Source organism: Paracoccus sp. J55, from assembly GCF_000513975.1.
Classification (GTDB): Bacteria; Pseudomonadota; Alphaproteobacteria; order Rhodobacterales; family Rhodobacteraceae; genus Paracoccus.
In genome coordinates this window covers 1-25,258 of the sequence record NZ_AZVA01000010.1, presented here as the reverse complement: position 1 = coordinate 25,258, position 25,258 = coordinate 1, and the positions used below count along the sequence as shown (strand labels likewise).

28 protein-coding genes are annotated in these 25,258 nt (G+C 70.4%); 12 read left to right on the top strand and 16 right to left on the bottom strand.

All coding sequences use genetic code 11. From position 1 onward, the window contains the following. The first annotated feature begins 10 nt into the window (after nucleotides 1-10). From PARJ55_RS0111135 to der, 6 genes are all read left to right on the top strand, one after another. Complete coding sequence (locus PARJ55_RS0111135) at nucleotides 11-466, top strand: hypothetical protein (protein WP_028713110.1); 456 nt, start codon at nucleotides 11-13, stop codon at nucleotides 464-466. Between the two features lie 107 nt (nucleotides 467-573). Further along, nucleotides 574-1,173: a superoxide dismutase gene (locus tag PARJ55_RS0111130; RefSeq protein ID WP_011746863.1), complete on the top strand. Its 600-nt coding sequence runs from the start codon at nucleotides 574-576 to the stop codon at nucleotides 1,171-1,173. A 199-nt stretch (nucleotides 1,174-1,372) separates the two neighbouring features. Beyond that, complete coding sequence (rarD, locus tag PARJ55_RS0111125) at nucleotides 1,373-2,284, top strand: EamA family transporter RarD (RefSeq protein ID WP_028713109.1); 912 nt, start codon at nucleotides 1,373-1,375, stop codon at nucleotides 2,282-2,284. A 41-nt stretch (nucleotides 2,285-2,325) separates the two neighbouring features. Continuing rightward, nucleotides 2,326-3,033 carry a tetratricopeptide repeat protein gene (locus PARJ55_RS0111120; RefSeq protein WP_036698221.1) on the top strand — a complete coding sequence of 236 codons (708 nt, stop codon included), beginning with the start codon at nucleotides 2,326-2,328 and terminating at the stop codon, nucleotides 3,031-3,033. 81 nt (nucleotides 3,034-3,114) lie between these two features. Continuing rightward, nucleotides 3,115-4,437, top strand: coding sequence for a PQQ-binding-like beta-propeller repeat protein (locus tag PARJ55_RS0111115; RefSeq protein WP_028713107.1), 1,323 nt, complete (start codon nucleotides 3,115-3,117; stop codon nucleotides 4,435-4,437). After that, entirely contained in the window at nucleotides 4,434-5,903 is a 1,470-nt protein-coding gene (gene der, locus PARJ55_RS0111110; protein WP_028713106.1) for a ribosome biogenesis GTPase Der, read from the top strand. Before PARJ55_RS0111115 ends, der begins: the two co-directional genes overlap by 4 nt. Before the next feature lie 11 nt (nucleotides 5,904-5,914). Here the strand turns inward: der and PARJ55_RS0111105 are convergent, their stop codons facing one another. The 3 genes from PARJ55_RS0111105 to PARJ55_RS0111095 all read right to left on the bottom strand — a co-directional run bounded on the left by PARJ55_RS0111105 (nucleotide 5,915) and on the right by PARJ55_RS0111095 (nucleotide 8,575). Then, a complete protein-coding gene (locus PARJ55_RS0111105; protein WP_028713105.1) occupies nucleotides 5,915-6,778 on the bottom strand; it encodes a hypothetical protein in 864 nt (287 codons plus the stop codon). Between the two features lie 61 nt (nucleotides 6,779-6,839). Then, entirely contained in the window at nucleotides 6,840-8,132 is a 1,293-nt protein-coding gene (gene serS / locus PARJ55_RS0111100) for a serine--tRNA ligase (RefSeq protein WP_028713104.1), read from the bottom strand. 80 nt (nucleotides 8,133-8,212) lie between these two features. Beyond that, nucleotides 8,213-8,575: a SoxS protein gene (locus PARJ55_RS0111095; protein WP_028713103.1), complete on the bottom strand. Its 363-nt coding sequence runs from the start codon at nucleotides 8,573-8,575 to the stop codon at nucleotides 8,213-8,215. Nucleotides 8,576-8,719: 144 nt separating this feature from the next. On the opposite strand from PARJ55_RS0111095, the gene meaB reads away from it, so the two are divergent. The 4 genes from meaB to PARJ55_RS21915 all read left to right on the top strand — a co-directional run bounded on the left by meaB (nucleotide 8,720) and on the right by PARJ55_RS21915 (nucleotide 11,454). Continuing rightward, on the top strand, nucleotides 8,720-9,733 hold the full coding sequence (gene meaB / locus PARJ55_RS0111090) for a methylmalonyl Co-A mutase-associated GTPase MeaB (RefSeq protein WP_028713102.1): 1,014 nt from the start codon (nucleotides 8,720-8,722) through the stop codon (nucleotides 9,731-9,733). Further along, nucleotides 9,717-10,340, top strand: a complete 624-nt coding sequence (locus tag PARJ55_RS21920) for a methylated-DNA--[protein]-cysteine S-methyltransferase (protein WP_051416242.1) — start codon at nucleotides 9,717-9,719, stop codon at nucleotides 10,338-10,340. The genes meaB and PARJ55_RS21920 overlap by 17 nt, the downstream gene beginning before the upstream one ends. 114 nt (nucleotides 10,341-10,454) lie before the next feature. Further along, nucleotides 10,455-10,730: a 50S ribosomal protein L28 gene (gene rpmB / locus PARJ55_RS0111080; RefSeq protein ID WP_011748713.1), complete on the top strand. Its 276-nt coding sequence runs from the start codon at nucleotides 10,455-10,457 to the stop codon at nucleotides 10,728-10,730. Between the two features lie 280 nt (nucleotides 10,731-11,010). Further along, entirely contained in the window at nucleotides 11,011-11,454 is a 444-nt protein-coding gene (locus PARJ55_RS21915) for a copper chaperone PCu(A)C (protein ID WP_036698218.1), read from the top strand. On the opposite strand, the gene PARJ55_RS0111070 is transcribed toward PARJ55_RS21915, so the two are convergent. Together PARJ55_RS0111070 and PARJ55_RS0111065 are read right to left on the bottom strand one after the other, a co-directional pair. After that, nucleotides 11,451-12,089, bottom strand: coding sequence for an arylesterase (locus tag PARJ55_RS0111070; protein ID WP_051416241.1), 639 nt, complete (start codon nucleotides 12,087-12,089; stop codon nucleotides 11,451-11,453). The genes PARJ55_RS21915 and PARJ55_RS0111070 overlap by 4 nt on opposite strands. Further along, complete coding sequence (locus PARJ55_RS0111065) at nucleotides 12,086-14,509, bottom strand: heavy metal translocating P-type ATPase (RefSeq protein ID WP_028713100.1); 2,424 nt, start codon at nucleotides 14,507-14,509, stop codon at nucleotides 12,086-12,088. The genes PARJ55_RS0111070 and PARJ55_RS0111065 overlap by 4 nt, the downstream gene beginning before the upstream one ends. Before the next feature lie 427 nt (nucleotides 14,510-14,936). Here PARJ55_RS0111065 and PARJ55_RS0111055 point away from each other — a divergent pair, with 427 nt between their 5' ends. Continuing rightward, the gene (locus PARJ55_RS0111055; protein WP_028713099.1) at nucleotides 14,937-15,515 is read left to right on the top strand and encodes a L,D-transpeptidase; all 579 of its coding nucleotides are present in this window, start codon (nucleotides 14,937-14,939) and stop codon (nucleotides 15,513-15,515) included. Continuing rightward, nucleotides 15,516-16,571 carry a tRNA 2-selenouridine(34) synthase MnmH gene (mnmH, locus tag PARJ55_RS0111050; RefSeq protein ID WP_051416240.1) on the top strand — a complete coding sequence of 352 codons (1,056 nt, stop codon included), beginning with the start codon at nucleotides 15,516-15,518 and terminating at the stop codon, nucleotides 16,569-16,571. Nucleotides 16,572-16,631: 60 nt separating this feature from the next. Here the strand turns inward: mnmH and PARJ55_RS0111045 are convergent, their stop codons facing one another. From PARJ55_RS0111045 to PARJ55_RS0110990, 11 genes are all read right to left on the bottom strand, one after another. Continuing rightward, nucleotides 16,632-17,435 carry a purine-nucleoside phosphorylase gene (locus PARJ55_RS0111045; RefSeq protein ID WP_028713097.1) on the bottom strand — a complete coding sequence of 268 codons (804 nt, stop codon included), beginning with the start codon at nucleotides 17,433-17,435 and terminating at the stop codon, nucleotides 16,632-16,634. Continuing rightward, complete coding sequence (locus PARJ55_RS0111040) at nucleotides 17,419-18,384, bottom strand: ABC transporter permease (protein WP_028713096.1); 966 nt, start codon at nucleotides 18,382-18,384, stop codon at nucleotides 17,419-17,421. Before PARJ55_RS0111040 ends, PARJ55_RS0111045 begins: the two co-directional genes overlap by 17 nt. Beyond that, nucleotides 18,384-19,478, bottom strand: a complete 1,095-nt coding sequence (locus PARJ55_RS0111035; RefSeq protein WP_028713095.1) for an ABC transporter permease — start codon at nucleotides 19,476-19,478, stop codon at nucleotides 18,384-18,386. Before PARJ55_RS0111035 ends, PARJ55_RS0111040 begins: the two co-directional genes overlap by 1 nt. A 61-nt stretch (nucleotides 19,479-19,539) precedes the next feature. Beyond that, nucleotides 19,540-21,159 carry an ABC transporter ATP-binding protein gene (locus PARJ55_RS21905; protein ID WP_036698215.1) on the bottom strand — a complete coding sequence of 540 codons (1,620 nt, stop codon included), beginning with the start codon at nucleotides 21,157-21,159 and terminating at the stop codon, nucleotides 19,540-19,542. Beyond that, complete coding sequence (locus PARJ55_RS0111020; RefSeq protein ID WP_028713094.1) at nucleotides 21,159-22,145, bottom strand: BMP family protein; 987 nt, start codon at nucleotides 22,143-22,145, stop codon at nucleotides 21,159-21,161. Before PARJ55_RS0111020 ends, PARJ55_RS21905 begins: the two co-directional genes overlap by 1 nt. A 91-nt stretch (nucleotides 22,146-22,236) precedes the next feature. Then, nucleotides 22,237-22,638 carry a GNAT family N-acetyltransferase gene (locus PARJ55_RS0111015; RefSeq protein WP_028713093.1) on the bottom strand — a complete coding sequence of 134 codons (402 nt, stop codon included), beginning with the start codon at nucleotides 22,636-22,638 and terminating at the stop codon, nucleotides 22,237-22,239. Continuing rightward, complete coding sequence (gene tsaB, locus PARJ55_RS0111010; protein WP_028713092.1) at nucleotides 22,635-23,228, bottom strand: tRNA (adenosine(37)-N6)-threonylcarbamoyltransferase complex dimerization subunit type 1 TsaB; 594 nt, start codon at nucleotides 23,226-23,228, stop codon at nucleotides 22,635-22,637. The genes PARJ55_RS0111015 and tsaB overlap by 4 nt, the downstream gene beginning before the upstream one ends. Further along, a complete protein-coding gene (locus tag PARJ55_RS0111005; RefSeq protein WP_028713091.1) occupies nucleotides 23,221-23,775 on the bottom strand; it encodes a NifU family protein in 555 nt (184 codons plus the stop codon). The genes tsaB and PARJ55_RS0111005 overlap by 8 nt, the downstream gene beginning before the upstream one ends. Before the next feature lie 54 nt (nucleotides 23,776-23,829). Next, complete coding sequence (locus PARJ55_RS0111000) at nucleotides 23,830-24,435, bottom strand: type II CAAX prenyl endopeptidase Rce1 family protein (protein WP_028713090.1); 606 nt, start codon at nucleotides 24,433-24,435, stop codon at nucleotides 23,830-23,832. Further along, nucleotides 24,435-24,890 (bottom strand): universal stress protein, encoded by a 456-nt coding sequence (locus PARJ55_RS0110995; protein ID WP_028713089.1) that lies wholly within the window; start codon nucleotides 24,888-24,890, stop codon nucleotides 24,435-24,437. The genes PARJ55_RS0111000 and PARJ55_RS0110995 overlap by 1 nt, the downstream gene beginning before the upstream one ends. Nucleotides 24,891-25,001: 111 nt before the next feature. Continuing rightward, nucleotides 25,002-25,258 (bottom strand): IS5/IS1182 family transposase (locus tag PARJ55_RS0110990; RefSeq protein WP_028713088.1); only part of this gene is annotated, 257 nt, incomplete at its 5' end.

Below are 25,258 nucleotides of genomic sequence, written 5' to 3'. Positions count from 1 at the left end.
GGTTGATTCCATGCGTCCCGCCCTGATCCTGCCCGCCCTTTCCCTTGCCGGCCTGCTGTCGCCGGCCCCGGCCCTGCGGGCCCAGGATCTCGCGCAGGAGCCGCCGGTGGTGATGATGTGCCAGATCCTTGACGAAAGCGGCACCGGCTGGGTGCCGGAATTCATCATGCTGACCCGCCAGACCTCCGGCCCGCGCCAGGGCCGGATCGAGGTCTTCGACCCGATCCTGCAAAACCTGCTCGGCCGCCCGATCGAGGCCCGGATCACCGCCGACGACCGCAGCAGCCGCAGCTACGGCTGGGCCTTGGCCGGGGTGCGCAACGCCTCCGGCCAGCGGACCGAGCGGCTGGACTACCGGCTGACCGTGCGGAAATCCGACGGCGCGGCCTCGGTCACTGCCGTCGCGCAGGGCTATGACAACGTCATGACCGGGACGGGCGTCTGCGGCTCGCCCGGCGGCGGCTAGGGCCGGAACCCGCGCCGCGTTGAAGGCGTTTAGCGGCCGACAGGGCTTTTCCCCGACTGGCTCCTGTGCCAGAACACAATCCGAAACCGTTGGAAAGGAAATCGAAAATGGCCTTCACGCTTCCCGATCTTCCCTATGCTCACGACGCGCTGGCCGCTGGCGGCATGTCCAAGGAGACGCTGGAATACCACCACGACAAGCACCACAAGGCCTATGTCGACAAGCTGAACGAGCTGGTGGCCGGCACCGAATGGGAAGGCAAGAGCCTCGAGGACATCGTCAAGGGCACCTACCAGTCGGGGGCCGTGGCGCAGAACGGCATCTTCAACAATGCCAGCCAGCACTGGAACCATGCGCAGTTCTGGGAAATGATGGGCCCGAACCCCGGCGCCATCCCGGGCGAGCTGGAAAAGGCCCTGACCGAAGCCTTCGGTTCGGTGGACGAGTTCAAGAAGAAATTCGCCGAGGCCGGCGTCGGCCAGTTCGGCTCGGGCTGGGCCTGGCTGGTCAAGGACAAGGACGGCAGCCTCAAGGTCACCAAGACCGAGAACGGCGTGAACCCGCTCTGCTTCGGCCAGACCGCGCTTCTGGGCTGCGACGTGTGGGAGCACAGCTACTATATCGACTTCCGCAACGCCCGGCCGAAATACCTGGAAAACTTCCTGAACAACCTGGTGAACTGGGAAAACGTGGCCTCGCGCCTCTGATCCTCGGCCCGGCTTCGCATCCCCGGCTTCGCATCAAGGCCCGCCGACCGGCGGGCCTTTTCTTTCTTGCCGAAATATCCCGGGGGAACGTCCGCCTGGCCCCGCCCCGGGGCCGGGCGGACGTGGGGGCAGAGCCCCCGGCCCCTTGCCTCCGTCGCGAATCGACCGCATGGCTGGGGCGGACGGAAAGGGAATGCGCATGAGCGAATGGACCAAGGGTTTCTGGGCGATGATCGGGGTCTGCGTGACCTGGGGCCTGTCGCCGATCTTCTACCGCGCACTCTCCGACGTCCCGGTGGTCGAGGTGCTGGCGCATCGCACCCTGTGGTCGCTGGTGCTGTTTCTGGTCGTGCTGGGCGCGCAGGGCCGGCTGGCCGAGCTGCGCGGGGCGCTGGCCGGCCGGCATGTGGGGCGGATCGTGCTGGCGGCGCTGACCATCTCGCTCAACTGGGGGCTGTTCATCTGGGCGGTGCAGGCCGGGCATGTCGTGCAGAGCTCGCTGGGCTATTACATCTTCCCGCTGACCGCGGTGGTGGCGGGGGTGCTGGTCTTCGGCGAAAGCCTGAGCCGGGCGCAGGGCATGGCCGTGCTGCTGGCCGCGCTGGCGGTGACGCTGCTGACCTGGGGCTTGGGGGTGGCGCCCTGGATCAGCCTGGGGCTCGCCCTGACCTTCGTGCTCTACGGCGCGCTCAAGAAATCGCTGCCGCTTGGCCCCGTCCTGTCCGTCGCCGCCGAAGTAGCGCTGCTGGCGCCGCTGGCGCTTGGCTGGCTGCTGCTGCAGGGGCTCGGGCTGATGCCCGCGCCCCTGGCCCAGCCCCTGGGCTTCGGCGGGAATCTGCCCGTCTCGCTGCTGCTGGCTGCCTCGGGGGTCATCACGGCGGTGCCGCTGATCCTGTTCAGCTATGCCGCGCGCCGGGTCGGGATGGCGACGCTGGGGCTGATGTTCTACCTGAACCCGACGCTGCAATTCCTTTGCGCGGTGCTGCTCTTCGGCGAGGCGTTCACGCGCTGGCACATGATCGCCTTCGCGATGATCTGGGCGGCGCTGGCAGTCTACAGCGCCTCGGCCTTCCGGCAGTCCCGGCGCGGCCCGCCATTGGCAAACGGGTGAAACCCCGTATAGAACAGCGCCAAAGAACTTCCGGGGGCGACATGGCCAATCAGAACGACAGCTTCATCGACGAGGTCACCGAGGATCTGCGCCGCGACCGGCTGTTCGGCCTGTTCCGCCGCTATGGCTGGGTTGCGCTTCTGGTCGTCCTGGGCATCGTGGGCGGTGCGGCCTGGCGCGAATATTCCCGCAACCAGGCCGAGACCCGGGCCCGGGCCTGGGGCGACGCGGTGCTCGCGGCGCAAGAGGGCCAGGACCCGATCGCCGCGCTTTCCGCCGTCGATCCGGCCGGGTCCGCCGGCCGCAAGGCGCTGTCCGAGATGCTGGCCGCCGGCGCCGAGGCCGAGGCCGGCCTGGCGCAGAAGGCGGCCGAGCGGCTCAAGGCCGCGGCGGCCACGCTGGAGGGCGACCCGCTGCTGCGCGACCTGGCGTTGCTCAAGGCGGTGATGGTCGCCGGTCCCGCCATGGACGCGGCCGAGCGCGACCGGCTGCTGGCCGAGCTGTCCAAGCCCGGCGCCCCCTTCGAGCTGCTGGCGCTGGAGCAGAAGGCCGTGGCCCTGATCGGCGCCGGCCGGCAGGAGGACGCGGTCATGCTGATCCGCCAGATCCAGCAAAAGGATGGCCTGTCCGAGCCCTTGCGCCGCCGCCTGTCCGAGATGATGATCACGCTGGGCGTCGAGCCCGAGCAGAGCGAGGGACCCGGGCCGCAGGCCGTCCCTCAGGCCATGCCGGCCCCCGCCGCGAACTGAACCCGGCCCCGCCGGCGAACCGAACCACTGCGCCCGCGGCCGTGCCCGTCCTCAGGCCCGGCCCGGATAGAGGAGAAAGCGATGACGAGGCTGCCCCTGATCGCCGCCCTGGCCGCCCTGACCGCCCTTTCGGCCTGCCAGCAGCGCGACACGATCCTGCCCGGAGAACGGCTGGACCCGCGCGCCGTGCTGTCGCCCGAGGGCCCCGCCGCCGAGGGCGCCCGGGCGCCGACCACCGCCGCCCTGTCGCTGCCGCCGCAGCGCGCCAATGCCGACTGGGCGCAGCGCGCCGGCAATGCCGCGCATGCGCCGGGCAACCTGGCCTTGGGCGCGGGAACCAGCCGGATCTGGGCGGCGCCCATCGGTGCGGGGTCGAACAAGCGCCACCGCGTCACCGCCGATCCCGTCGTCGCGGCGGGGCTGGTCTTTGCGCTGGACAGCCAGTCCACCGTCACCGCCACCACCACGGGCGGCGGCCGGGCCTGGAGCCGCGACCTGCGCCCGGCCGGCGAATCCGACCGCAGCGTCTCGGGCGGCGGGCTGGCCTTCGAGGGCAACCGGCTTTTCGCTTCCACCGGCTATGGCGAGCTGGTGGCGCTGGACGCCCGCACCGGCGGCATCGCCTGGCGGCAAAGGGTCGAGGCGCCGATCGGCGGCGCGCCCACGGTGGCGAACGGCGTGGTCTATGTGCTGGGCCGCGACCAGACCGGCTGGGCGGTGCGCGCCAGCGACGGCAAGGTGCTGTGGCGCAGCTTCGGCAACAAGGACATGGCCGGGGTGATGGGCGCGCCGGCGCCGGCGGTGTCGGGCAGCACGGTGGTGTTCCCCTCGAATACCGGCGCGCTGACCGGCGTCGACGCCTCGAACGGCGCCCAGCTCTGGAGCGCCAATGTCGGCGGCACGCGGCTGGGCCGTTCGGTCGCCTATTTCCGCGAGATGACCGGCGATCCGGTCATTTCCGGCGGCACGGTCTATGCCGGCACCAGCTCGGGCGGCGTCGGCGCCTATGACCTGGCCAGCGGCATGGTCAAGTGGCAGGCGCGCGAAGGCGCGTCCAGCCCGGTGCTGGCGGCCGGCAATTCGGTCTTTCTGGTCAACGACCAGGCGCAGCTGATCCGGCTGGATGCCGCGAACGGCGCCCGGGTCTGGGCGCAGAAACTGCCCTATTTCACCGAAACCGTCATCCGCAAGCAGGACAAGGTCTGGAACCATTACGGTCCGGTGCTGGCGGGATCGAAGCTTTACCTTGCCGGCTCGGACGGCTATCTGCGCGTCTTCGATCCCGCCTCGGGCGCGCTGATCGGCACCGCCCAGATCCCGGGCGGCGCCGCGGCGGCGCCGGCCGTGGCGGGGCAGACCCTTTACGTCGTCACCCATGACGGCCAGTTGATCGCATACAGATGAGCTTCACCCTCGCCATTGTCGGGCGCCCCAATGTCGGCAAGTCGACGCTGTTCAACCGTCTTGTCGGCAAGCGGCTGGCGCTGGTCGACGACCAGCCCGGCGTGACCCGCGACCTGCGCGAGGGGGCGGGGCGGCTGGGCGACCTGCGCTTCATCGTCGTCGATTCGGCCGGGCTCGAGATCGCCGAGGACGACAGCCTGCAAGGCCGCATGCGCCGCCTGACCGAGCGCGCGGTGGACGAGGCCGATGTCTGCCTGTTCGTGATCGACGCCCGCGTGGGCGTGACGGCGGCCGACGAATATTTCGCCGACATCCTGCGCAAGCGAGCCAGACACGTGATCCTGGCCGCCAACAAGGCCGAGGGCCGCGCCGGCGAGGCGGGGGCGATGGAGGCCTATGCGCTTGGCCTGGGCGAGCCCCTGCGCATCTCGGCCGAGCATGGCGAGGGCATGGACGACCTCTACCGCGCCCTCGTGCCGCTGGCCGAAGCCTTCGAGGCGCAGAACGTCCAGCAGGCACCGGAAACCGACGTCGCCGTCGAGGATGGCGACGAGGAAGCAGAGGATTGGCGCCCCTCGGCCGCGAAGCCCCTGCAGATCGCGGTGATCGGCCGGCCGAATGCCGGCAAGTCGACGCTCATCAACAAGATCCTGGGCGAGGACCGGCTGCTGACCGGGCCCGAGGCCGGCATCACCCGCGATTCGATCAGCGTCAGCACCGATTTCATGGGCACGCCGGTGCGCATCTTCGACACCGCCGGGATGCGCAAGAAGGCGCGCGTCACCGACAAGGTGGAAAAGCTTTCCGTCGCCGACGGGTTGCGCGCCGTGCGCTTCGCCGAGGTGGTGGTGGTGCTTCTGGACGTGGGCATCCCCTTCGAGCAGCAGGACCTGCGCATCGCCGATTTCGCCGAGACCGAGGGCCGCGCCGTGGTCGTCGCCGCGAACAAATGGGATCTGGAAGAGGACAAGCCCGAGAAGCTCAAGGAACTGCGCGAGGCTTTCGAGCGGCTCTTGCCGCAGCTGAAGGGCGCGCCGCTGGTCACGGTCTCGGCCCGAACCGGCAAGGGGCTGGACCGGCTGCACAACGCGATCCTCAAGGCGCATGAGGTCTGGAACCGCCGCATCCCGACCGCGCGGCTGAACCAGTGGCTGGGCGCGATGACCGAGGCGCATCCGCCCCCGGCGCCGGGCGGCCGCCGCATCCGGCTGCGCTATATCACCCAGGTCAAGACCCGCCCGCCGGCCTTCGTGGTCATGGCGACCCATACCGACAAGCTGCCCGACAGCTACCAGCGCTATCTGGTCAACGGGCTGCGGCAGGATTTCGACATGCCCGGCACGCCGATCCGACTGACTTTCCGCGACCAGGGCACCAAGAACCCCTACAGGGACAAGGCCGGCAAGATCAGCCAGTCCGGCGCGCTGTCCAAGCACAAGCACCGGCAGAAGCCGAAGGGCAGCTAGGCGGCGGAGGCTTAGGTCGTCACCTGCACCAGCGCCACGGCGATGATGGCGATGGCGATGACCGTCATGGTGGCGATGGCCGCGTCGGTGGTGACGGTGCCGGCGGCCAGGCCGATCAGCCCCCAGATCACCGCGATGCTGAATCCGATCCGCCGTCCCAGCCGCAGCTGCACGCTGACCGCGGCGACCGAGCCGATCAGCAGGGCGATCACCGCCGCCACCTCCTGCGGCACGTCAAGCCGGTCGCTCAGCAGCCCGGTGAAGACGGCAAAGCTGACCAGCAGCCCCCAGCCGGCGACGAAGCCCAGCGAGGAGCTGTGCTGCACCAGCCCGCCGATGCGGATGCCGCGCAAGGCCGCCGCCAAAAACCCCGCCAGCATCGCCGCAGACAGCAGAAAGGCGCCGAGCGGGTGGCTGTCCAGAAGCCAGGGCCAGACCGCCCCGGCCAGCAGCCCGACGATCAGCGGCGCATGTTCGCCCAAGGTGTCGTCCCGCTCGTGCAGCCGCAGCAGGTGGCCGGGCGTCGGCGGCCCGGCGCTTTGCGGCGGCAGCGCCCGTTCCGCGTCCCGGGCGGCCGCGCGCGCCAGCCGCATCCGCCGCCGCTCGATCCCTCGCCGGAAAGCGTGATAGGCGAGCGCCGCCCAGGTCATGCCCAGCAGCCCGGCCATGCCCAGCCCCTGGGGCCGCAGGAACAGGCCGGACAGATCGACCGGCTGCGGCCGGGCGCCGGGGAGACCCTGCCATGGCGACAGCGCCGGGGCCGGCTCGGCGATAGGGGCGGTCATGCCTTGGCCGGGCAGCAGCGCGTAAAGCAGCGTGCTGGCAATGAAGGCCAGCACCGCCAGGATCAGGAAGAATGCGCCCGCGCGAGACATGGGCAGAAAACGCCCCGCGCTCGCGGCGGGTTTCGCCCCGTCCCGCTTTTGTTAAGTCAGGTCAGGCCAGCACGCCGTCCGTGCCCAGCCGCGTCCTGCCGCCCAGATAGGGGTGCAGCGCCTCGGGCAGCAGGACCGAGCCGTCCGCCTGCTGGCCGTTCTCCAGCACCGCGATCAGCGTGCGCCCCACCGCCAGCCCCGAGCCGTTCAGCGTATGGAGGAATTCCGGCTTGCCGCCACCCGCCGGACGATAGCGGGCGTTCATCCGCCGCGCCTGGAAATCGCCGCAATAGCTGACCGAGGAGATCTCGCGATACTTGCCCTGCCCGGGCAGCCAGACTTCCAGGTCGTGGGTGATGCGGGCGCCGAAGCCCATGTCGCCGCCGCACAGCACGATGGTGCGATAGGGCAGGCCCAGCCGCTCCAGCACCGTCTCGGCGCAGCGGGTCATGCGGGCATGTTCCGCGACCCCCGATTCCGCATCGGTGATCGAGACCATCTCGACCTTCTCGAACTGGTGCTGGCGCAGCATCCCCGCCGTGTCGCGCCCGGCGCTGCCGGCTTCCGATCGGAAGCACTGGCTATGCGCCACCATGCGCCGCGGCAGGCTGGCATGATCGATCAGATCGCCGTGCACGGTGTTGGTCAGCGTGACCTCCGAGGTCGGGATCAGCCACCAGCCCTCTCGGGTCTGATAGCTGTCCTCGCCGAATTTCGGCAGCTGCCCGGTGCCCTCCATCATCTCCGAAAGCACGAGGACCGGAGCCCAGGTCTCTTCCAGCCCATGCTCGCCGCTATGCAGGTCCAGCATGAACTGCGCCAGCGCGCGGTGGATGCGGGCGACGCCGCCCTTCAGCACCACGAAACGCGAGCCGGAGAGCTTCGCGGCGGTCTCGAAATCCATGCCGGGCTTCACGCCCTCGATCTCGAAATGCTCGCGCGGGGCGAAGTCGAATGCGCGCGGCGCGCCCCAGCGCCGGATCTCGACATTGTCATCCTCGTCCTTGCCCGGCGGCACGCTGTCCAGCGGCAGGTTCGGAACGGTCAGCAGCAGCTCGCGCAGCTTGGCGTCCAAGGCCGTTGCCTCGGCCTGCAGCCGGGCGGTCTCGTCCTTCTTGGCGGTGACCAGGGCGCGCAGGCGCTGGAACTCGGCCTCGTCGCCGCGGCCCTTGGCGGCGCCGGCCTCCTTGCTGGCCTTGTTCTGCTCGGCCTGCGCGGCCTCGGCGGCCGCGATGCGGGAACGGCGGTCGGCATCCAGCGACAGGATCTCGGGCGAAACCGGCGGCAGGTTGCGCAATGCAAGCGCAGCGTCGAAAGCGGCGGGATTCTCGCGGATGGCGCGGATGTCGTGCATGGCTGTCCCAGGTTAAGTAAGTATTTACTGTAGTCCGGATAACCCAAAGCGGTGCAAGGCGAAAGCCTCAGCCCGCCATCTCAGCCCGCCGCCTGGGCCAGCATGTCGCGCAAGACGCCGAAGAACCGCTCGCGCCCCGGATAGCCCTCGAATCGCGCCAGTTCGACGCCGCCCTGCAGCAGGATGAAGCTCGGGGTCAGCCATGGCCGCCGCGCCAGCGCCAGCCCGTCGGGATAAGGGCCGTCCAGATCGACCATCAGCAGCGGCGCCGCGCGCCCCTCGGGATGCCGGCCATAGACCGGGGCGATCTCGCGATCCCATTGCGCGCAATAGACGCAGCCCTTGCGCCGCACCATCAGCAGCTGCAGCCCCGGGGCCGCCAGGACCGGCCCCGCCGCCGCCATCGCCGCCATCCCGGCCAGAATCGTCCGCCGCGTCAGCATTTCTCCGCTCCCTTTCCCGGCAGATTTAGCCCCCGCGCCGATCCGCCACAACTCCCCGGCGTTTACATGTCTTTCTTGTGGAAATATCCACGGGGGTGCGGGGGCAGTCGGCCCCCGCGTCGCAAGGATGCAGCCGGGATGGGCATGGACGAACTGACCGAACCCCTGACGCAGGGCAATCGCCGCGCGCTGTCCCGCGCGATCACGCTGATCGAAAGCACCCGCCCCGACCACCGCGCCCGCGCCGTGGCGCTGCTCGCGGAACTGCCCGAGCGGCAGGCGCTGCGCATCGGCCTGTCGGGCACGCCGGGGGTCGGCAAGTCGACCTTCATCGAGGCCTTCGGCAAGCTCCTGACCGCGCAGGGCCTCAAGGTCGCGGTGCTGGCCGTCGATCCCAGCTCGGCACGCTCGGGCGGCTCGATCCTGGGCGACAAGACCCGGATGGAGACGCTGTCGCGCGATCCCAACGCCTTCATCCGCCCCTCGCCCTCGCGCGCCGAACTCGGCGGCGTGGCGCGCCGCACCCGCGAAACCGTGCGGCTCTGCGAGGCGGCGGGCTTCGACGTGGTGCTGATCGAGACGGTGGGCGTCGGGCAAAGCGAAACCCTGGTGGCCGAGATGTCCGACCTGTTCATCCTGCTGCTCGCCCCGGCCGGCGGCGACGAGCTGCAGGGCGTCAAGCGCGGCATCATGGAGATCGCCGACATCATCCTGGTCAACAAGGCCGACGGCGATCTGCGCGACACCGCCATGCGCACCGTCGCCGATTATGCCGGCGCGCTGCGGCTCTTGCGCAAGCGCCCCTACGACCCCGAGGGCTACCCCAAGGCGCTGCCGGTCTCGGCCTATACCGGCGAGGGGCTGGACAAGGCCTGGACCAACATGACCTGGCTGGCCGACTGGCGGCGCGAGCACGGGCATTTCGAAACCCGCCGGGCCGAGCAGGCGCGGCACTGGTTCCTGTCGGAACTGCGCGCCGGGCTGCTGGCGCGGCTCGACCGCCCCGAGGTGCGCGCCCGGCTGCGCGAGATGGGCGATGCCGTGGCGCGCGGCGACAGCGATCCCGATTCGGCGGCGGCCCGGATGCTCGACTGGCTGGGCGCCGCCGAATGCGACTCGCTGATCGCCGGGCGACAGGCGCATGAGCGTCGGGCCTGATCCGCAGGCCGATCCCGGCGCCCTGCTGGCCGCGCTGCCGGGCCCGCCGCAGGGGCCGGCCGAGCTGCTGGCCGCATGGTTCGACACGCCCCTGGGCGGCATGATCGCGGTCGCCGACCAGGAGCGGCTGCACCTGCTGGAATTCCTCGAACGCGCGGCGCTGCCGGCCGAGTTGCGCCGCCTTGCCGCCAGGGGCCGCATCGGTCCGGGCCGCACCGCCGTCACCGACCGGACCGAGGCGCAGATCGCCGGCTATTTCGCCGGCGAACGGGCGGCTTTCGACCTGCCGCTGGTCCTGCACGGCACCGGTTTCCAGCAGCAGGTCTGGCGGGAATTGCAGCGCCTGCCCGCGGGCACGACCACCAGCTATGCCGAACTGGCGCGGCGCATCGGCCGGCCTTCGGCGGTTCGCGCCGTGGCGCGGGCCAATGGCGCGAACCAGATCGCGGTGGTGATTCCCTGCCATCGGGTGATCGGTTCGGATGGCGGGCTGACCGGCTATGGCGGCGGGCTGTGGCGCAAGCAGGCGCTGATCCGCCACGAGGCCGAGGGGTTTCGCGTCGCGAAGGGCCGGGCGGGGTCGGAAAACCCGGGCGAAAAGGCTTGACGCGCCCGCCGTCTGGCTTTATCCCCCGCAAACGGATTTCCGGGCGCTGCCACGCGGCGCCCTTTCATATTGCGGGCCCAAGCCCGTGCAGGATCGAATCGAAGGAACAAGATCATGTCGCGCGTTTGCGAACTGACCGGCAAGGGCCCGATGAGCGGCAACAACGTCTCCCACGCCAACAACAAGACTCGTCGCCGGTTTCTGCCGAACCTGAACGAAGTCTCGCTGCTGTCGGAAAAGCTGGGCCGCAGCTACCAGCTGCGCATCTCGGCCGCGGCGCTGCGTTCGGTCGACCACCGCGGCGGCCTCGACGCCTTCCTGGCGAAAGCCAAGGATGCCGAGCTGTCGGATCGCGCCCTGAAGATCAAGCGCGAGCTGGCGAAAGCCTGATCCGCCGCTTTCGGGAAGGGGCCGGTCGATTCGAGGCCCCTTATCGAGAGCCCGTCGCGGATGCGATGCGCCCTGCCTTCACCGGCGGGGCTTTTGCATGAGCGCGTGCCGGTTGCGTCCTTGCGACGCGGGGGCCGACTGCCCCCGCACCCCCGTGGATATTTCCACAAGAGAGATATGCAAACCCGGGCCGCTGCGGCGGATCGGCGGGCGCTTCCGGCCGGGATGGCGGCCGGGCGGCGCCTGCGCTAGCCTTGCCCGGAACCGGAACGGAGCCGCCATGAAGCCCCTGCTGCCCGCCCTTTGCCTCGCGCTCCTGCCGCCTGCCGCCATGGCGCAGGATCTGGTGCTGCGCGACGGCTATGCCCGCGCCGCCAATCCCCGCTCGGCCGCCGCCTTCATGGTGATCCAGAATCGCGGCGCGGCGCCCTGCACGCTTTCGGCGGTCGCCTCGGACGCGGCCGAGCGGGTGGCGCTGCACACGCATCGCGAGGAGAGCGGGGTGATGCGGATGGCCGAGGCCGGGCCGATCGAGATTCCCGCCGGCGGCAGCCACCCGCTGGCGCGGGGCGGCGATCATGTCATGCTGATGGGGCTGAAGCGGCCCCTGCAAGACGGCGACACGCTGGTGCTCATGCTGGATTTCGGCGGGTGCGGCACAATCGATGCACGCTTGCCGGTGGACAACGGCCGCATGCCCGGGCACGGCGCGATGGCGCATTAGCGCCGGGTTGCGGCCTGGGCGATCAGTTCCTCGACCTTGGGCCCCAGCGCCTCGACGATCAGCCTGACCCCCTGGGCCGAGGCATGCAGCCCGTCGCTTTGCAGCAGCGACATATAGGCCTCGCCCGGCCCGTCGTAGAGCGGCTGATACAGGTTCTCCAGCACCAGCGCGCCGTGCCGGGCGCCGAGGCGCGGCCAGATCCCCGCCCATTCCTCGCGTTGCGGCGCGTCCTCGTCGGGCAGGGCGATGCCGACCAGCAGCAGCGGCTTGTCGCCCTTGCCGGCCTGTTTCAGGATCGAGTGCAGGTTGTCCTCGACCGTCTGCGGGGAAAAGCCCATCAGCAGGTCGTTGCCGCCCAGCTCGACGATCACCGCGTCGGGCTTGTGGCGGGCCAGCGAATAGCCTATCCGCACCCGCCCGCCGGCGGTGGTGTCGCCGGACAGCCCGCCGTTCAGCACCACCACGTCATGGCCCCGCGCCTTCAGCCAGGCCTGCAATTGCGGCACCAGCCCGTCGCGCGAGGGCAGGCCGTAGCCCTCGGTCAGGCTGTCGCCGAAGGCGAGGATGCGCAACGGCGCCGCGGCCGCCGGTGCGGCGGCGAGCGCCAGGATCAGGACAAGGGTTCGCAGCATCATCCGGCACGCCTCAATCGCAACGCGTTACTGACCACGAAGACCGAGGAGAGTGCCATCGCCCCGGCCCCCAGCATGGGTGACAATTGCGGCCCGCCGAAGGGCACCAGCGCCCCCATGGCCACGGGAATCAGGGCAACATTATAGCCGAAGGCCCAGAACAGATTCTGCCGGATATTGCGCATGACGCTGCGTGACAGGCGGATGGCCCGCGCCACGCCCGCCGGATCGCCGCCGATCAGCACCACCTCGGCCGATTCGATGGCGACGTCGGTGCCGGTGCCGATGGCGATGCCGGTCTCGGCCGCGGCCAGGGCCGCGGCGTCGTTGATGCCGTCGCCGACGAAGACCGTGCCCGGCCCCATCTCTCGGATGGCGGCCAGCTTGCCCTCGGGCAGCACGCCGGCGGTCACGCGGTCGATGCCCAGCTTGCGGCCCACCGCCTCGGCCGTGGCCTGCACGTCGCCCGAGATCATCGCGGTCTGCAGGCCCAGCCCGTGCAGCGCGGCGATGGCCTCGGCCGCCTCGGGGCGGATGGGATCGGCCAGCGCCATGGCGGCGGCGTGGCGGCCCTCCACCGCCAGATGCACCGGGGTCGCGCCTTGCGCCGCCCAGCCCTCGGCCGCGGCGATCAGCGCGGGCGAAGGGGTAACGCCGGCCTCGGCCAGCGCGGCGGCATTGCCGATCAGCAGCGCGCGCCCCTCGACCCGCGCCGAAAGCCCGCGCCCGGCGGCGGCTTGCACGGCCTCGGCCGCGGGCAGCTCCAGCCCCTTGTCGCGGGCGGCGGCGAGGATGGCGGCGGCCAGCGGATGTTCCGAGCGCGCCTCGGCCGCGGCGGCAAGGCGCAGCGCCTCAAGGGGCGCGATGTCCTCGGCCTCCAGCGCGGTCAGGGCGGGCGCGCCTTGCGTCAGCGTGCCGGTCTTGTCGAAGCCGACGATGCGGGCATCGGCCAGCCTTTGCAGCGCGTCGCCGCGCCGGAACAGCACGCCCAGCTCGGCCCCGCGCCCGGTGCCGACCATGATCGAGACCGGCACCGCCAGCCCCATGGCGCAGGGGCAGGCGATGATCAGGACCGAGATCGCCGCCACCAGCGCCTGGCCCGGCGAGCCGGTGAAGATCATCCACAGCGCGAAGCTCAGGGCCGCCAGCCCGATCACCACCGGCACGAAGACCGCGGTGATCCGGTCCACCAGCGCCTGCACCGGCAGCTTGGTGGCCTGCGCGTCCTCGACCATGCGGATGATGCGGGCCAGCACCGTGTCGCCGCCGGTCGCGGTGACGCGATAGGCCAGCGCCGCATTGCCGTTCACCGTGCCGCCCGTCACTGCATCGCCGGGGTTCTTGGCGACCGGCACCGGCTCGCCCGTCAGCATGGATTCGTCGATAGCGCCGCTGCCCTCGGTCAGCACGCCGTCCACGGCCACCCGCTCGCCCGGTTTCAGATGCACGATGTCGCCGGGGCGCAGCTCGGCCACCGGGATTTCGACGATGCGGCCGTCGCGCTCGACATGGGCGCTGTCGGGGGCCAGTTCGATCAGCCGGCGGATGGCGTCGCCGGCCCGGCCCTTGGCGCGGGCTTCCAGCCAGCGGCCCAGCAGGATCAGCGTGACGATGACGGCGGCGGCCTCGAAATAGACATGCACCGAATCCGCCGGCAACAGGCCCGGCGCGAAGGTCGCCACGGTCGAGTAGGCCCAGGCCGCCGAGGCCCCCAGCGCCACCAGGCTGTTCATCTCGGGCGCCCGGCGCATCAGCGCGGGGATGCCGATGCGGAAGAACATCCGCCCCGGCCCGGCCAGAACGGCGCTGGTCAGCAGGAATTCCAGCACCCAGAGCGTCTGCTGGCCAAGCGCCATGTGCAGCCAGTGATGGAAGGCCGGGAAGGCATGGCCGCCCATCTCGGCCACGAAGACCGGCAGGGTCAGGGCCAGGGCGATCAGGAAATTGCGCTTCAGTGCGGCCGCATCGTCGCCGTGGTCGTGCATGTGGTGGCCGGCCTCGGCCTGCACCTGCGCGGGGTAACCCTTGGCGGTCACCGCATCGGCCAGCGCCTGCGGCGCGACGGCGGGCGAATGCCGGATGGCGGCGCTGCCGGTGGCGAGGTTCACCTGAGCCGAACTCACGCCCGGCATGGCGGCCAGCGCCTTTTCGACCCGGCCCACGCAGGAGGCGCAGCTCATGCCCTCGATGCCCAGCCGGGTCAGCCGGGACTCGGCGGGGTAGCCGGCATGTGCCAGCGCCTCGACGGCGCGGGGCAGGGCCTCGGGCGCGGTCAGGCGGAAATGCGCCCGGCCGGTGGCCAGGTTGACCTGCGGGTTTTCGACGCCCGGCACGGCGGCCAGGGCCTTTTCGACGCGCCCCACGCAAGAGGCGCAGCTCATGCCGGTGACGGTCAGCTCGGCATCGTTCTGGAGATGTTTCATCGGATTGTCCTGTCGGAATGGCGGGAAGGGCGCGATTCAGACAGGATGCGGCGGAGCCTGCGGATGCTGGGGCAGGTGGTGCAGGACCTGATGGCGCGGCGGACCTTCGCCGGCATCGGGCCGCCAGCGCAAGGCGTGGCCGTTTCCGGCCAGAACCGGGCGGGCCAGTTGCGGACGGGCCGCGACATGGCAGCGGCAGCCGCGCCCGCCCCGGCCCCGGCACAGATGCGGGGCGCGCGCGGACGCGCGGCGCGGCGGGCGGAAAGCGGGGGCACAAGTCGCGCAGGTCATGGCGGACGGTCCTTTCCCGATGCAAGCTAGGCACGTTTGCCGCGCGTTTCAACCGCGTCACGGCGCTTTGAGTTGATCCCGGGCGCCCAAGCGGTTAGGCGCATGGTCAAGAAACGCAAGGATTCAGGACGGACAGATGAACCGCAGACAGATGCTGATGGCCGCCTTGCCGCTGGTGGCCGTGCCCTCGCTGGCCCTGGCACAGGCGCAGCCCGCGGCGCTGGCCACCCAGGCCGAGCCCCGGCGCGACCCCTATGCCCCGACCGAGGTCTCGATCCGCAACGATTTCGAGGTCGGCAGCATCGTCGTGGTCTCGAAGGACTTCTTCCTCTATCACGTCATCGCGCCGGGCCGGGCGGTCCGCTATGGCGTCGCCGTGGGCAAGGACGAGCTGGTCTGGAAGGGCCGCGCCACCGTCGGGCGCAAGACCGAATGGCCCAGCTGGACGCCCACGCCGGCGATGATCAAGCGCAATCCCGGGCAATATGCCAGATGGGCCGACGGCATGCCGGGCGGCCCGACCAACCCGCTGGGCGCGCGGGCGCTGTATCTTTATGATGCGCGGGGCAACGATACCTCGATCCGCATCCACGGCACGACCGAGCCGAACTCGATCGGCCGGGCCGTTTCGAACGGCTGCATCCGCATGCGCAACGAGGCGGTGATGGACCTGTTCGAGCAGGTGCCGATCGGAACCCCGGTCTACGTCTACTAAGTGGACATCCGCCTGACATCGCTGTCGGATCCGGCGCTGTCCGGGTTCGACACCGTCATCGATACGCGCTCGCCTTCGGAATATGCCGAGGATCACCTGCCGGGCGCGATCAACCTGCCGGTGCTGTCCGACGAGGAGCGCGCGCAGGTCGGCACGATCTACAAGCAGGTTTCCCCCTTCGATGCCCGCAAGCTGGGTGGCGCCATGGTCGCCGCCAATGCCGCGCGCCATATCGCCGGGCCGCTGTCCGGCTTCGGCGGCGGCTGGCGGCCACTGGTCTATTGCTGGCGCGGCGGCCAGCGCTCGGGCGCCTTCGCCACCATCCTGTCGCAGATCGGCTGGCGTGTCGGCCGCATCGAGGGCGGCTACAAGGCCTGGCGGGCGCTGGTGGTGGCGCGGGTCACGGCACCCGTGACCGCGCCGGTGGCGGTGCTGGACGGCAATACCGGCAGCGCCAAGACCGAAATCCTGGCGCGGCTTGCGGCGCGCGGCCATCAGGTCATCGACCTGGAGGGGCTGGCGAACCATCGCGGCAGCCTGTTCGGGGCGATGCCGGGCGGCCAGCCGTCGCAGAAGCTGTTCGAAAGCCGCCTCGCCCTGGCGCTGGAGGCGCTGGACCCCGCGCGCCCGCTGCTGGTCGAGGCGGAAAGCTCGCGCATCGGCGATCTGAACCTGCCGCGCGGCATCTGGCAGGCCATCATCGCCGCGCCGCGCATCCGCCTTGCCGTTCCGGTCGAGGCCCGCGCCGCCTATACCGCGCGAAGCTATGCCGAGACCTGCGCCGATCCCGAGGCCTTGGCGCGGATCGTGAACAGCCTGCGCCCGCTGCATCCGGCCGAGCGGATCGAGGACTGGCTGCGCATGATCGACGCGGCCGATTGGGCCGGCTTGGCGGCGGCGCTGATGCGCGACCATTACGACCCGCGCTATGAAAGGCACCGGGCGCGCCATGCCGACGGGCGCGGCCCGGTGGTGGCGCTGGACGGTCTTGACGATCTGGACGACGCTGCGGCCCGGGTCGAGGCGGCGCTGCCGAGCCTGCGCTTGCCGGGCTAGCGCCGGTGGCGAGGCCGGTGGCCTCCGGCGGGGGTATTTGAAAAACAGAGAAGCCGGGGGTCAGGCACCCCCGCCGAGGAAGCGGCGCAGGATGCGCTCCAGCTTGGCCGCGCCCAGGGGTGCCATGGCCTTGGTATGTTCGTGGCTGATCGCTTCGTCCGAGAGGCCGGCGCCCATATTGGTGATGACCGAGACGGCGGCGCAGTTCAGGCCCAGGAAGCGCGCCAGGATCACCTCGGGCACGGTGGACATGCCGACCGCATCGGCGCCGAGGATGCGGGCGGCGCGGATTTCGGCCGGGGTCTCGAAGGAAGGCCCCGAGAACCAGCAATAGACCCCCTCGGGCAGTGCGATCCCCTCGGCCTCGGCGGCGGCCCTGAGCCCGGCGCGGAGGGTTGGGTCATGGGCGTCGGTCATCGGCACGAAGCGCGCCTCGGAAGGTTCACCGATCAGCGGGTTGGTGCCGGCGAAGGCGATGTGGTCCGACAGCAGCATCAGGGATCCCGGCGGCATCTCGGCGCGCAGGCTGCCCGCCGCATTGGTCAGGATCAGCTGCCGGGTGCCGAGCGCCTTCAGCACCTCCAGCGGCAGTCGCATGATATCGGCGCGGCCGGATTCGTAGTAATGCGCCCGCCCGCCCAGGACCGCGACCCGCCGCCCCTCCAGCTGTCCGATCACCAGCTGCGGCACATGGCCCGACACCCCGGCATGGGGAAAGCCCGGCAGGTCGGAATAGGGGATCGCCACGCCCTCGACCGCCGCCGCCAGATGCCCGAGCCCCGAGCCGAGGATCAGCCCGTATTCCGGCGGCGCGTCCCCGGTGCGGTCGCGGATCAGGCGGGCAAGCTCAGCGTTCCTTGACATAGGGCTCTCCTCCGGCGCGGGGCGGGATGGCGCGGCCGACGAAGCCGGCCAGGATGATGACGGTCAGGATATAGGGCAGGGCGTTCATGAACATCGAGGGCACGGTGACCACCCCCAGGTCGAGATTCGGGAAGCGGTTCGCCACCGCCTCCATCAGCCCGAACAGGAAGGTGGCGAACAGCGCGCTCCACGGCCGCCATTTGGCGAAGATCAGCGCCGCCAGCGCGATGAAGCCGCGCCCGGCGGTCATCTCCTTGACGAAGCCGGCCGAGATGCCGGTGGCGAGGTAAGCCCCGGCGATGCCGCACAGCACCCCGCAGATCATCACCGCGGCATAGCGCAGCCGGGTGACCGAGACGCCGGCGGTATCGACCGAGGCCGGATTCTCGCCCACCGCGCGCAGCCGCAGGCCGAAGCGGGTGCGATAGAGCACCCACCAGGTCAGCGGCACCATGGCGAAGGCGACATAGACCAGGATGGTGTGGCCCGAGATCAGCTCGGCATAGACCGGCCCGATCACCGGCACCGGGCGCAGCGTGTCGGCGAAGGGCAGGGCGATCTCGCCGAACCGCGCCGCGCCGGAGAGCGAGGGCGTGCGGCCGCCCAGCCCGAAGATCCTCTGCCCCAGAAGCACCGTCAGCCCCGAGGCGAGGAAGTTGATCGCCACGCCCGAGATCAGCTGGTTGCCGCGGAAGCTGATCGAGGCGAGGCCATGCAGCCCGGCCATGGCCGCGGCGCCCGCGATCCCGGCCAGCAGCCCCAGCCAGGCGCTGCCGGTGGCATAGGCGACCGAGGCCGAGGTGAAGGCCGCCATCAGCATCTTGCCTTCCAGCCCGATGTCGAAGACCCCGGCGCGTTCCGAATAAAGCCCGGCCAGGCAGGCCAGCAGCAGGGGCGTCATCAGCCGCACCGCCGAATCGAGGATCTGGATCACGGTCGCGAAATCCATCACGCCCCCTTCCGGCGCAGCGCCGTGAACAGCCGTTCCAGCGGCATGCGCACCATGTTGTCCAGCGCCCCGGTGAACAGGATCACCAGCGCCTGGATGACCACGATCAGCTCGCGCGGGATCGAGGTCCACAGCGCCAGCTCGCCCCCGCCCTGGTAGAGGAAGCCGAAGAGCAGCGCCGCCAGGAATACCCCGAACGGGTGGTTGCGGCCCATCAGCGCCACGGCGATGCCGATGAAGCCGGCGCCCTCGACCGCGTTCAGCATCAGCCGCTCGGCCTCGCCCATGACGTTGTTGATCGCCATCAGCCCGGCCAGCGCCCCCGAGACCAGCATGGCCAGGACCGTGATCCGCACCGGCGAGATGCCGGCGTAAAGCGCCGCCGGCTCGGACTTGCCGAAGGCGCGGATCTCATAGCCCGGCCGCGTATGCCAGATCAGCAGCCAGACCAGCAGGCAGGCGGCGATGGCGACGAAGAAGGTGACATTGGCGGGCGTGTTCCGGCCCCATTCGAAGCCGAGCCCCAGCGCCATGTCGGAAAGCTTCGGCAGATGCGCTGCCGCGGGAAACCGGGCCGAGGCCGGATCCATGCTGCCCACGGGCCGCAGCAGGTTGACCAGGACATAGTTCAGCAGCGCCGCGGCGATGAAATTGAACATGATGGTGGTGATGACGATATGGCTGCCGCGCCGGGCCTGCAGCCAGGCCGGGATCAGCGCCCAAAGCGCCCCGAACAGCGCCGCCCCGACCGCCGCCGCCGGCAGCGCCAGCGCCCAATGCGGCCAGGGCAGGGCCAGCACCACCAGCGCGACGCCCAAGCCCCCCAGGGCGGCCTGCCCCTCGCCGCCGATATTGAACAGCCCGGCGTGATAGGCGACCATGACCGCCAGCCCGGTGAAGATGAAATTCGTGGTGTAATACAGGGTGAAGCCCCAGCCATAGCTGGACCCCAGCGCGCCTTCGACCATGACCTTCAGCGCCTCGGCCGGGCTTTCCCCGATCGCCAGGATCACCAGCGCCGAGATGGCAAAGGCCAGCGCCAGCGAAATCAGCGGCGTCAGGATCACATCCGCCCATTTCGGCATTCGCTCCATCAGTCCGCCTCCCCCGGCTTTCTCTGTTGTCCAAATACCCCCGCCGGAGGCATGCGGCGCCTCATCCCGCGCCCCCCTCGGCATCCGCCCCCGGCGCCGCTGCCGGCGGAATCGCCGCTTCGGGCGGGGTCACGGCGGGATCGACCCCGGCCATCAGGCAGCCCAGATCGCCGGTCGTCGCCTCCTCGGGCAGCCGCTCGCCCATGATGCGGCCGTCGAACATCACCGCGATCCGGTCCGACAGCGCCATGATCTCGTCCAGCTCGACCGAGACCAGCAGCACCGCCTTGCCGGCATCGCGCAGCGCGACGATGCGCTTGTGGATGAATTCGATGGCGCCGATATCCACCCCGCGCGTCGGCTGGCCGATCAGCAGCAGGTCGGGATTGCGCTCGACCTCGCGCGCCACCACGATCTTCTGCTGGTTGCCGCCCGAGAAGCTCTTCGCCGGCAGGTCCGCATCGGGCGGGCGGATGTCGAAACGCTCGATCTTGCCGGCCGCCTCGGCGCGCATGGCGGCATGGTCCATCAGCCAGCCGCTCCGGAACTCGGGCGCGTCCTGATAGCCGAAGGCGACATTCTCCCAGGCGGCGAAATCCATGATCAGCCCTTCGGCCTGGCGGTCCTCGGGGACATGGCCGATGCCGGCCCCGCGCCGGGCGCGGCCATCCGATCCGGAGAGCGGCAGCGGCCGGCCCCCGAGCAGGATCTCGCCCGAGAGCCGGGCGCCCGCCTCGGGATAGCCGCCCAGGATCTCCAGAAGCTGGGTCTGGCCGTTGCCGGCGACGCCGGCGATGCCCAGGATCTCGCCGGCGCGGATGGTCAGGTCGATGCCGCGCAGCCGCTCGACGCCCTCGGCATCGACCATGCGCAGCCCGCGCAGTTCCAGCACCGGCGGGCCGGGCCGGGCCGGGACCTTGTCCACCCGCAGCAGCACCTTGCGCCCCACCATCAGCTCGGCCAGCTGCGGCGGGCTGGTCTCGGCCGTGCGGACCGAGGCCACCATCTCGCCCCGGCGCATGACCGAGACATTGTCGGTGATCTCCATGATCTCGCGCAGCTTGTGGGTGATCAGGATGACGGTCTTGCCCTCGTCCCGAAGGCCGCGCAGGATGCGGAACAGGTGGTCGGCCTCGGCCGGCGTCAGCACGCCCGTCGGCTCGTCCAGGATCAGGATGTCGGCCTGGCGATACAGCGCCTTCAGGATCTCGACCCGCTGCTGGTGGCCGACCGACAGTTCCTCGACCAGCGCGTCGGGATCGACCTGCAGCTCGTATTCCGCCGCCAGCCGCTTCAGCTCGCCGCGCGCCCGTGCCAGCGAGGGGCGCAGCAGGCGGCCGTCCTCGGCGCCCAGGATCACGTTTTCCAGCACGGTGAAGTTCTGCACCAGCTTGAAATGCTGGAACACCATGCCGATGCCGGCGCGGATCGCGGCCTGGCTGTCGGCGATGGCGACGGGCTTGCCGCCGACCAGGATCTCGCCGGCATCGGGGCGATAGAAGCCGTAAAGGATCGACATCAGCGTCGATTTCCCGGCGCCGTTCTCGCCGATGATGCCGTGGATGGTGCCGCGCGGCACCACCAGGTCGATGTCCTTGTTGGCCTGCACCGGCCCGAAGGCCTTGGAGATCCCGCGCAGTTCGATCGCCGGGGCCTCGGGCAGCGCGCCGGCCGCGGCCATTACTGCACCGGGCAGCTGTTGTCGGTCATGTAGTCGTGCACCTTGATCTCGCCCGATTCGATGCCCGTGGCGGCGGCGTCGATGGCGGCGGCGATCTCGTCGGTGATCAGCGGCTGGTTGTTCTCGTCCATGGCCAGCGACACCCCGCCCGAGGCCAGATCCATGACCTTCACGCCCGGCTCGACCTCGGTCCCGGCCTTGAAGGCTTCGTAGACCGAATTGTCCACGCCCTTGACCATCGAGGTCAGCACCTTGCCCGGATGCAGGTGGTTCTGGTTGCTGTCCACGCCGATCGACAGCACGCCGGCATCCGCGGCCGCCTGCAGCACCCCGATGCCGGTTCCGCCCGCCGCGGCATAGACCACATCCGCGCCCTGCGAGACCTGCGCCTTGAGCAGCTCGCCCCCCTTTACCGGGTCGTTCCAGGCGGCGGGCGTGGTGCCGGTATAGTTGATGATCAGCCTGCCGTCCGGATTGGTCGCCTTGAAGCCCTGGGCATAGCCGCATTCGAACTTGTGGATCAGCGGGATGTCCATGCCGCCGATGAAGCCCACCGTGCCGGATTTCGAGGCCTTGGCGGCGGCCACCCCGGCCAGATACGAGCCCTGCTCTTCGGTGAAGACGATGGACTGCACGTTCGGCTGCTCGACCACCATGTCGATGATGACGAATTTCGTGTCGGGATAGTCCGGCGCGATCTTGCCCAGCACCTCGCCGAAGGCGAAGCCGGTCATCACGATGGGATTGGCGCCCGATTGCGCCAGCCGGCGCAGCGCCTGCTCGCGCATGGCCTCGGACTGCATCTCCAGCTCCTTGTAGGTGCCCCCGGTCTCGGCCTTCCAGCGTTCGGCGCCGTTATAGGCGGCCTCGTTGAAGGATTTGTCGAATTTCCCGCCCAGGTCGAAGATCAGCGCCGGATCGGCCAGCGCCGCGACCGGCAGCAGGGACAGGCAGGCGCCGGCGAGCAGGGATTTCATCAGGGACATGTCGGACCTCAAGACGGTTTGCGGGCGAGTCAGCCCGAGATTTCCGGATTAGGGCGCATGGGCCGGAATCCGTCAACAGCCTTGTCCGCGGTCAGAGCGTGCGCCGCATCAGCAGCGCGTCCACGCCGGGCGCGTAGTAATTCCGCCGGTTTCCGGCGATTTCCCAGCCCGCGCCGGCATAAAGCGCCGTGGCTGCCGCGTTGTCCGAGGCGACCTCCAGAAAGGCCTCGTGCGCGCCCCGCATCCGTGACGTGGCGGCGAATTCGGCCAGCAGCGCCGAGGCCAGCCCCCGGCGCCGCGCCTCGGGGGCGACGGCCAGCGTCAGCAGCTCGGCCTCGTCCGCGACGCTGCGGCCCAGCAGGAAGCATTGCGGCCCGACCAGAAGGAAATTCAGCGGGTTGGCCAGCAGGTCGGCGAATTCCGCCGCCGCCCATGGCCGGGGATGGGTGGCAAAGCAGCGGCCGTGCAGCGCCGCCAGTTCCTCGGGCGTCATGACAGGATCAGCGGGCCGCGGTCGCGCGCCGGCGCGGCATCGGCCGGGCGCAGATAGATCGGCGCCGGGCGCGGCAGGTCCGGTTGGTCGCGGCGCGCGGCGGCGATGCGGGCGATGGCCTCGGCCAGCGGTATGGCGGGCGGCAGAAGGGGCGGGCCCGGCGGCAGGTCCTGCGGCGCGGCCTGCTGCGGCAGGCTGGGATGCCCGGTGCCGAAATCCTGCCAGATCACCTCGCCATGGCGGGCGGGGATGGCGACGCGGCAGGGGCGGGGCAGGCCATGCGCGGCGGCCTCGGTCGCGCCGACGCCGACGGCGGGAATGCCCAGCGACAGCGCCAGCCCCCGCGCCGCCGCGACTGAGATGCGGATGCCGGTGAAATTGCCCGGCCCGATGCCGCAGCCGATGACGGAAAGGTCGCGCCAGCCCGCGCCCGCCTCGGCCAGCACTTCGCCAAGCAGCGGGAACAGCCGTTCGGCCTGGCCGCGGGCCATGTCTTCGTGGCGCTGGACCAGCACCCGGTCGCCCTGCAGCAAAGCGGCCGCGCAATGCGCGGCCGATGTGTCGAAGCCCAGCGAAAGCGCCTCAGCCAACGGGCCGCACCTCGGTGACTTCGGGGATGTAATGGCGCAGCAGGTTCTCGATGCCCATCTTCAGCGTCAGCGTGGAGGAGGGGCAGCCGGCGCAGGCACCCTGCATGTGCAGATAGACCACGCCGCGGTCGAAGCCGTGGAAGGTGATGTCGCCGCCGTCCTGCGCCACGGCCGGGCGCACGCGGGTGTCCAGCAATTCCTTGATCTGGTTCACGATTTCTGCGTCTGGCCCGTCCTGGTCGTTATGGCCGCTGGCGGCCGCGCCCTCGATCGCCGGGGCGCCGGACTGGTAATGTTCCATGATCGCGCCCAGGACCGAGGGCTTCAGATGGTCCCAGACCGCCTCGTCGGCCTTGGTCACGGTCACGAAATCCGAACCGAGGAACACCCCGGTCACGCCCGGCACGGCAAAGATGCGTCGGGCCAGCGGGCTGGTCGCGGCGGCCTCGGGCGCGGGGAAGTCGGCGGTGCCGCTGCCCAGCACGGTTTCGCCCGGCAGGAATTTCAGCGTCGCGGGGTTGGGAGTGGTCTCGGTCTGGATGAACATGGCGGCGGGCTCCTTTGTCCCGGGATATGGGGATCGAAGGGCGGGCAAGTCAAGTCAGACCGGCATGCCGTTATCGGCGGCGATGCGGGCGAAGACGAGGAAATTCGCCAGCACATGCGCCAGCGCCCCCGCCCCCGCCGTGCCCGAGGACAGCCGCGCCGCCATCATCAGGGGCGCGATCAGCGCCGCGCCGGCCAGGATTCCGCCCGCGCCGCCCGGCATGTCCAGCCCCGCCGCGCCGACCGCCGGCGCCAGGTGCCACAGCACGAACAGCGCCGCGGCAAGGGCTTGCGCGCCCGGTCCGGGACGGGGGATCAGCGCGCCGCGCCAGAACGCCTCCTCGAGCGTGCCGTTGATCAGCGCCGCCAGCGCCACGGCGGCGAGCACCGGCCAGGACAGCCGGGCCGGCGCGGTTCCGGCCCAGAGCGCGCAGGCCAGCACCAGCGCGGCCAGCGCCAGCAGCACCGCCGCCGAGGGCGGCCGCAGCCGCAGCGACCATCCGCCGCAGCGGGCCACCGCCAGCGCCAGCAGCGTCCAGTAAAGCGCCAGCCCCGCCAGATGGCCGCTCAGCGGCCGCAGCGGGCTTGCCCGAAGCCCGTGGAACAGCACCGCCAGGACCGGGATGGCCAGCAACGCGGCCAGCGCCAGCGGGCGGTGCATCAGGTGATCTGCTCCAGCCGCTCGCGCGAGATGTCGCCGGGCACGATGGTGACCGGGCAGGGCAGGTTGGCCACTTCGCGCGTCAGCCGGGTGACCAGCGGTCCCGGCCCCGCGCTTTCGGTCGAGGCGGCCAGCACCACCACGCCGATCTCGGGGTCGTCATGGATCTGGGCCAGAAGCTCGGCGCCCGGCTCGCCCTCGCGCACCACCAGTTCCGGCTCGATGCCGGGGCGGTCGCGCATCCATTTGGCAAAGACCTCGTAATGCGCCTCGATCCGCTCATAGGCCTCGGCGCGCATGACGTCGGCGACGCCCATGCCGTGCTGGATGGCGGTGGCCGGAATCACCGCCAGCACCTGCACGCCGCCGCCGGTCTTGGCCGCGCGCAGGGCGGCGTAGCGGATGGCGTTCAGGCACTCGCGTGAATCGTCCAGAACCACCAGAAATTTCCGCATTTATCCCGCCCCGGTTGTCCCAGAATGAGCAAAGACTGGCCGAAAGGACACGCTTGCGCAAGTCTCGTGCAGTTTCCCTCTTGCGGTAGTTTTAAATTAAGAGGTGCTAGGTCATGTTGACAAATGGCGGAGCCAGAGCCTGATGCAGGCGACGTCGACGAAGCCAAGGAAGCTTTCGGCGGTTTTGTCGTAGCGGGTTGCAAGGCGGCGGCTATTTTTCAGCTTGTTGAAGCAGCGCTCGACCATGTTGCGCAGGGTGTAGATGGTCATGTCGACAGCCTTGCGCACCCTTCGGTTCCTTCGCATCGGTATCATGGGCAGGGCGTTGCGGCTCTCGATGTCTTCCCGAATTTTATCAGAGTCATAGC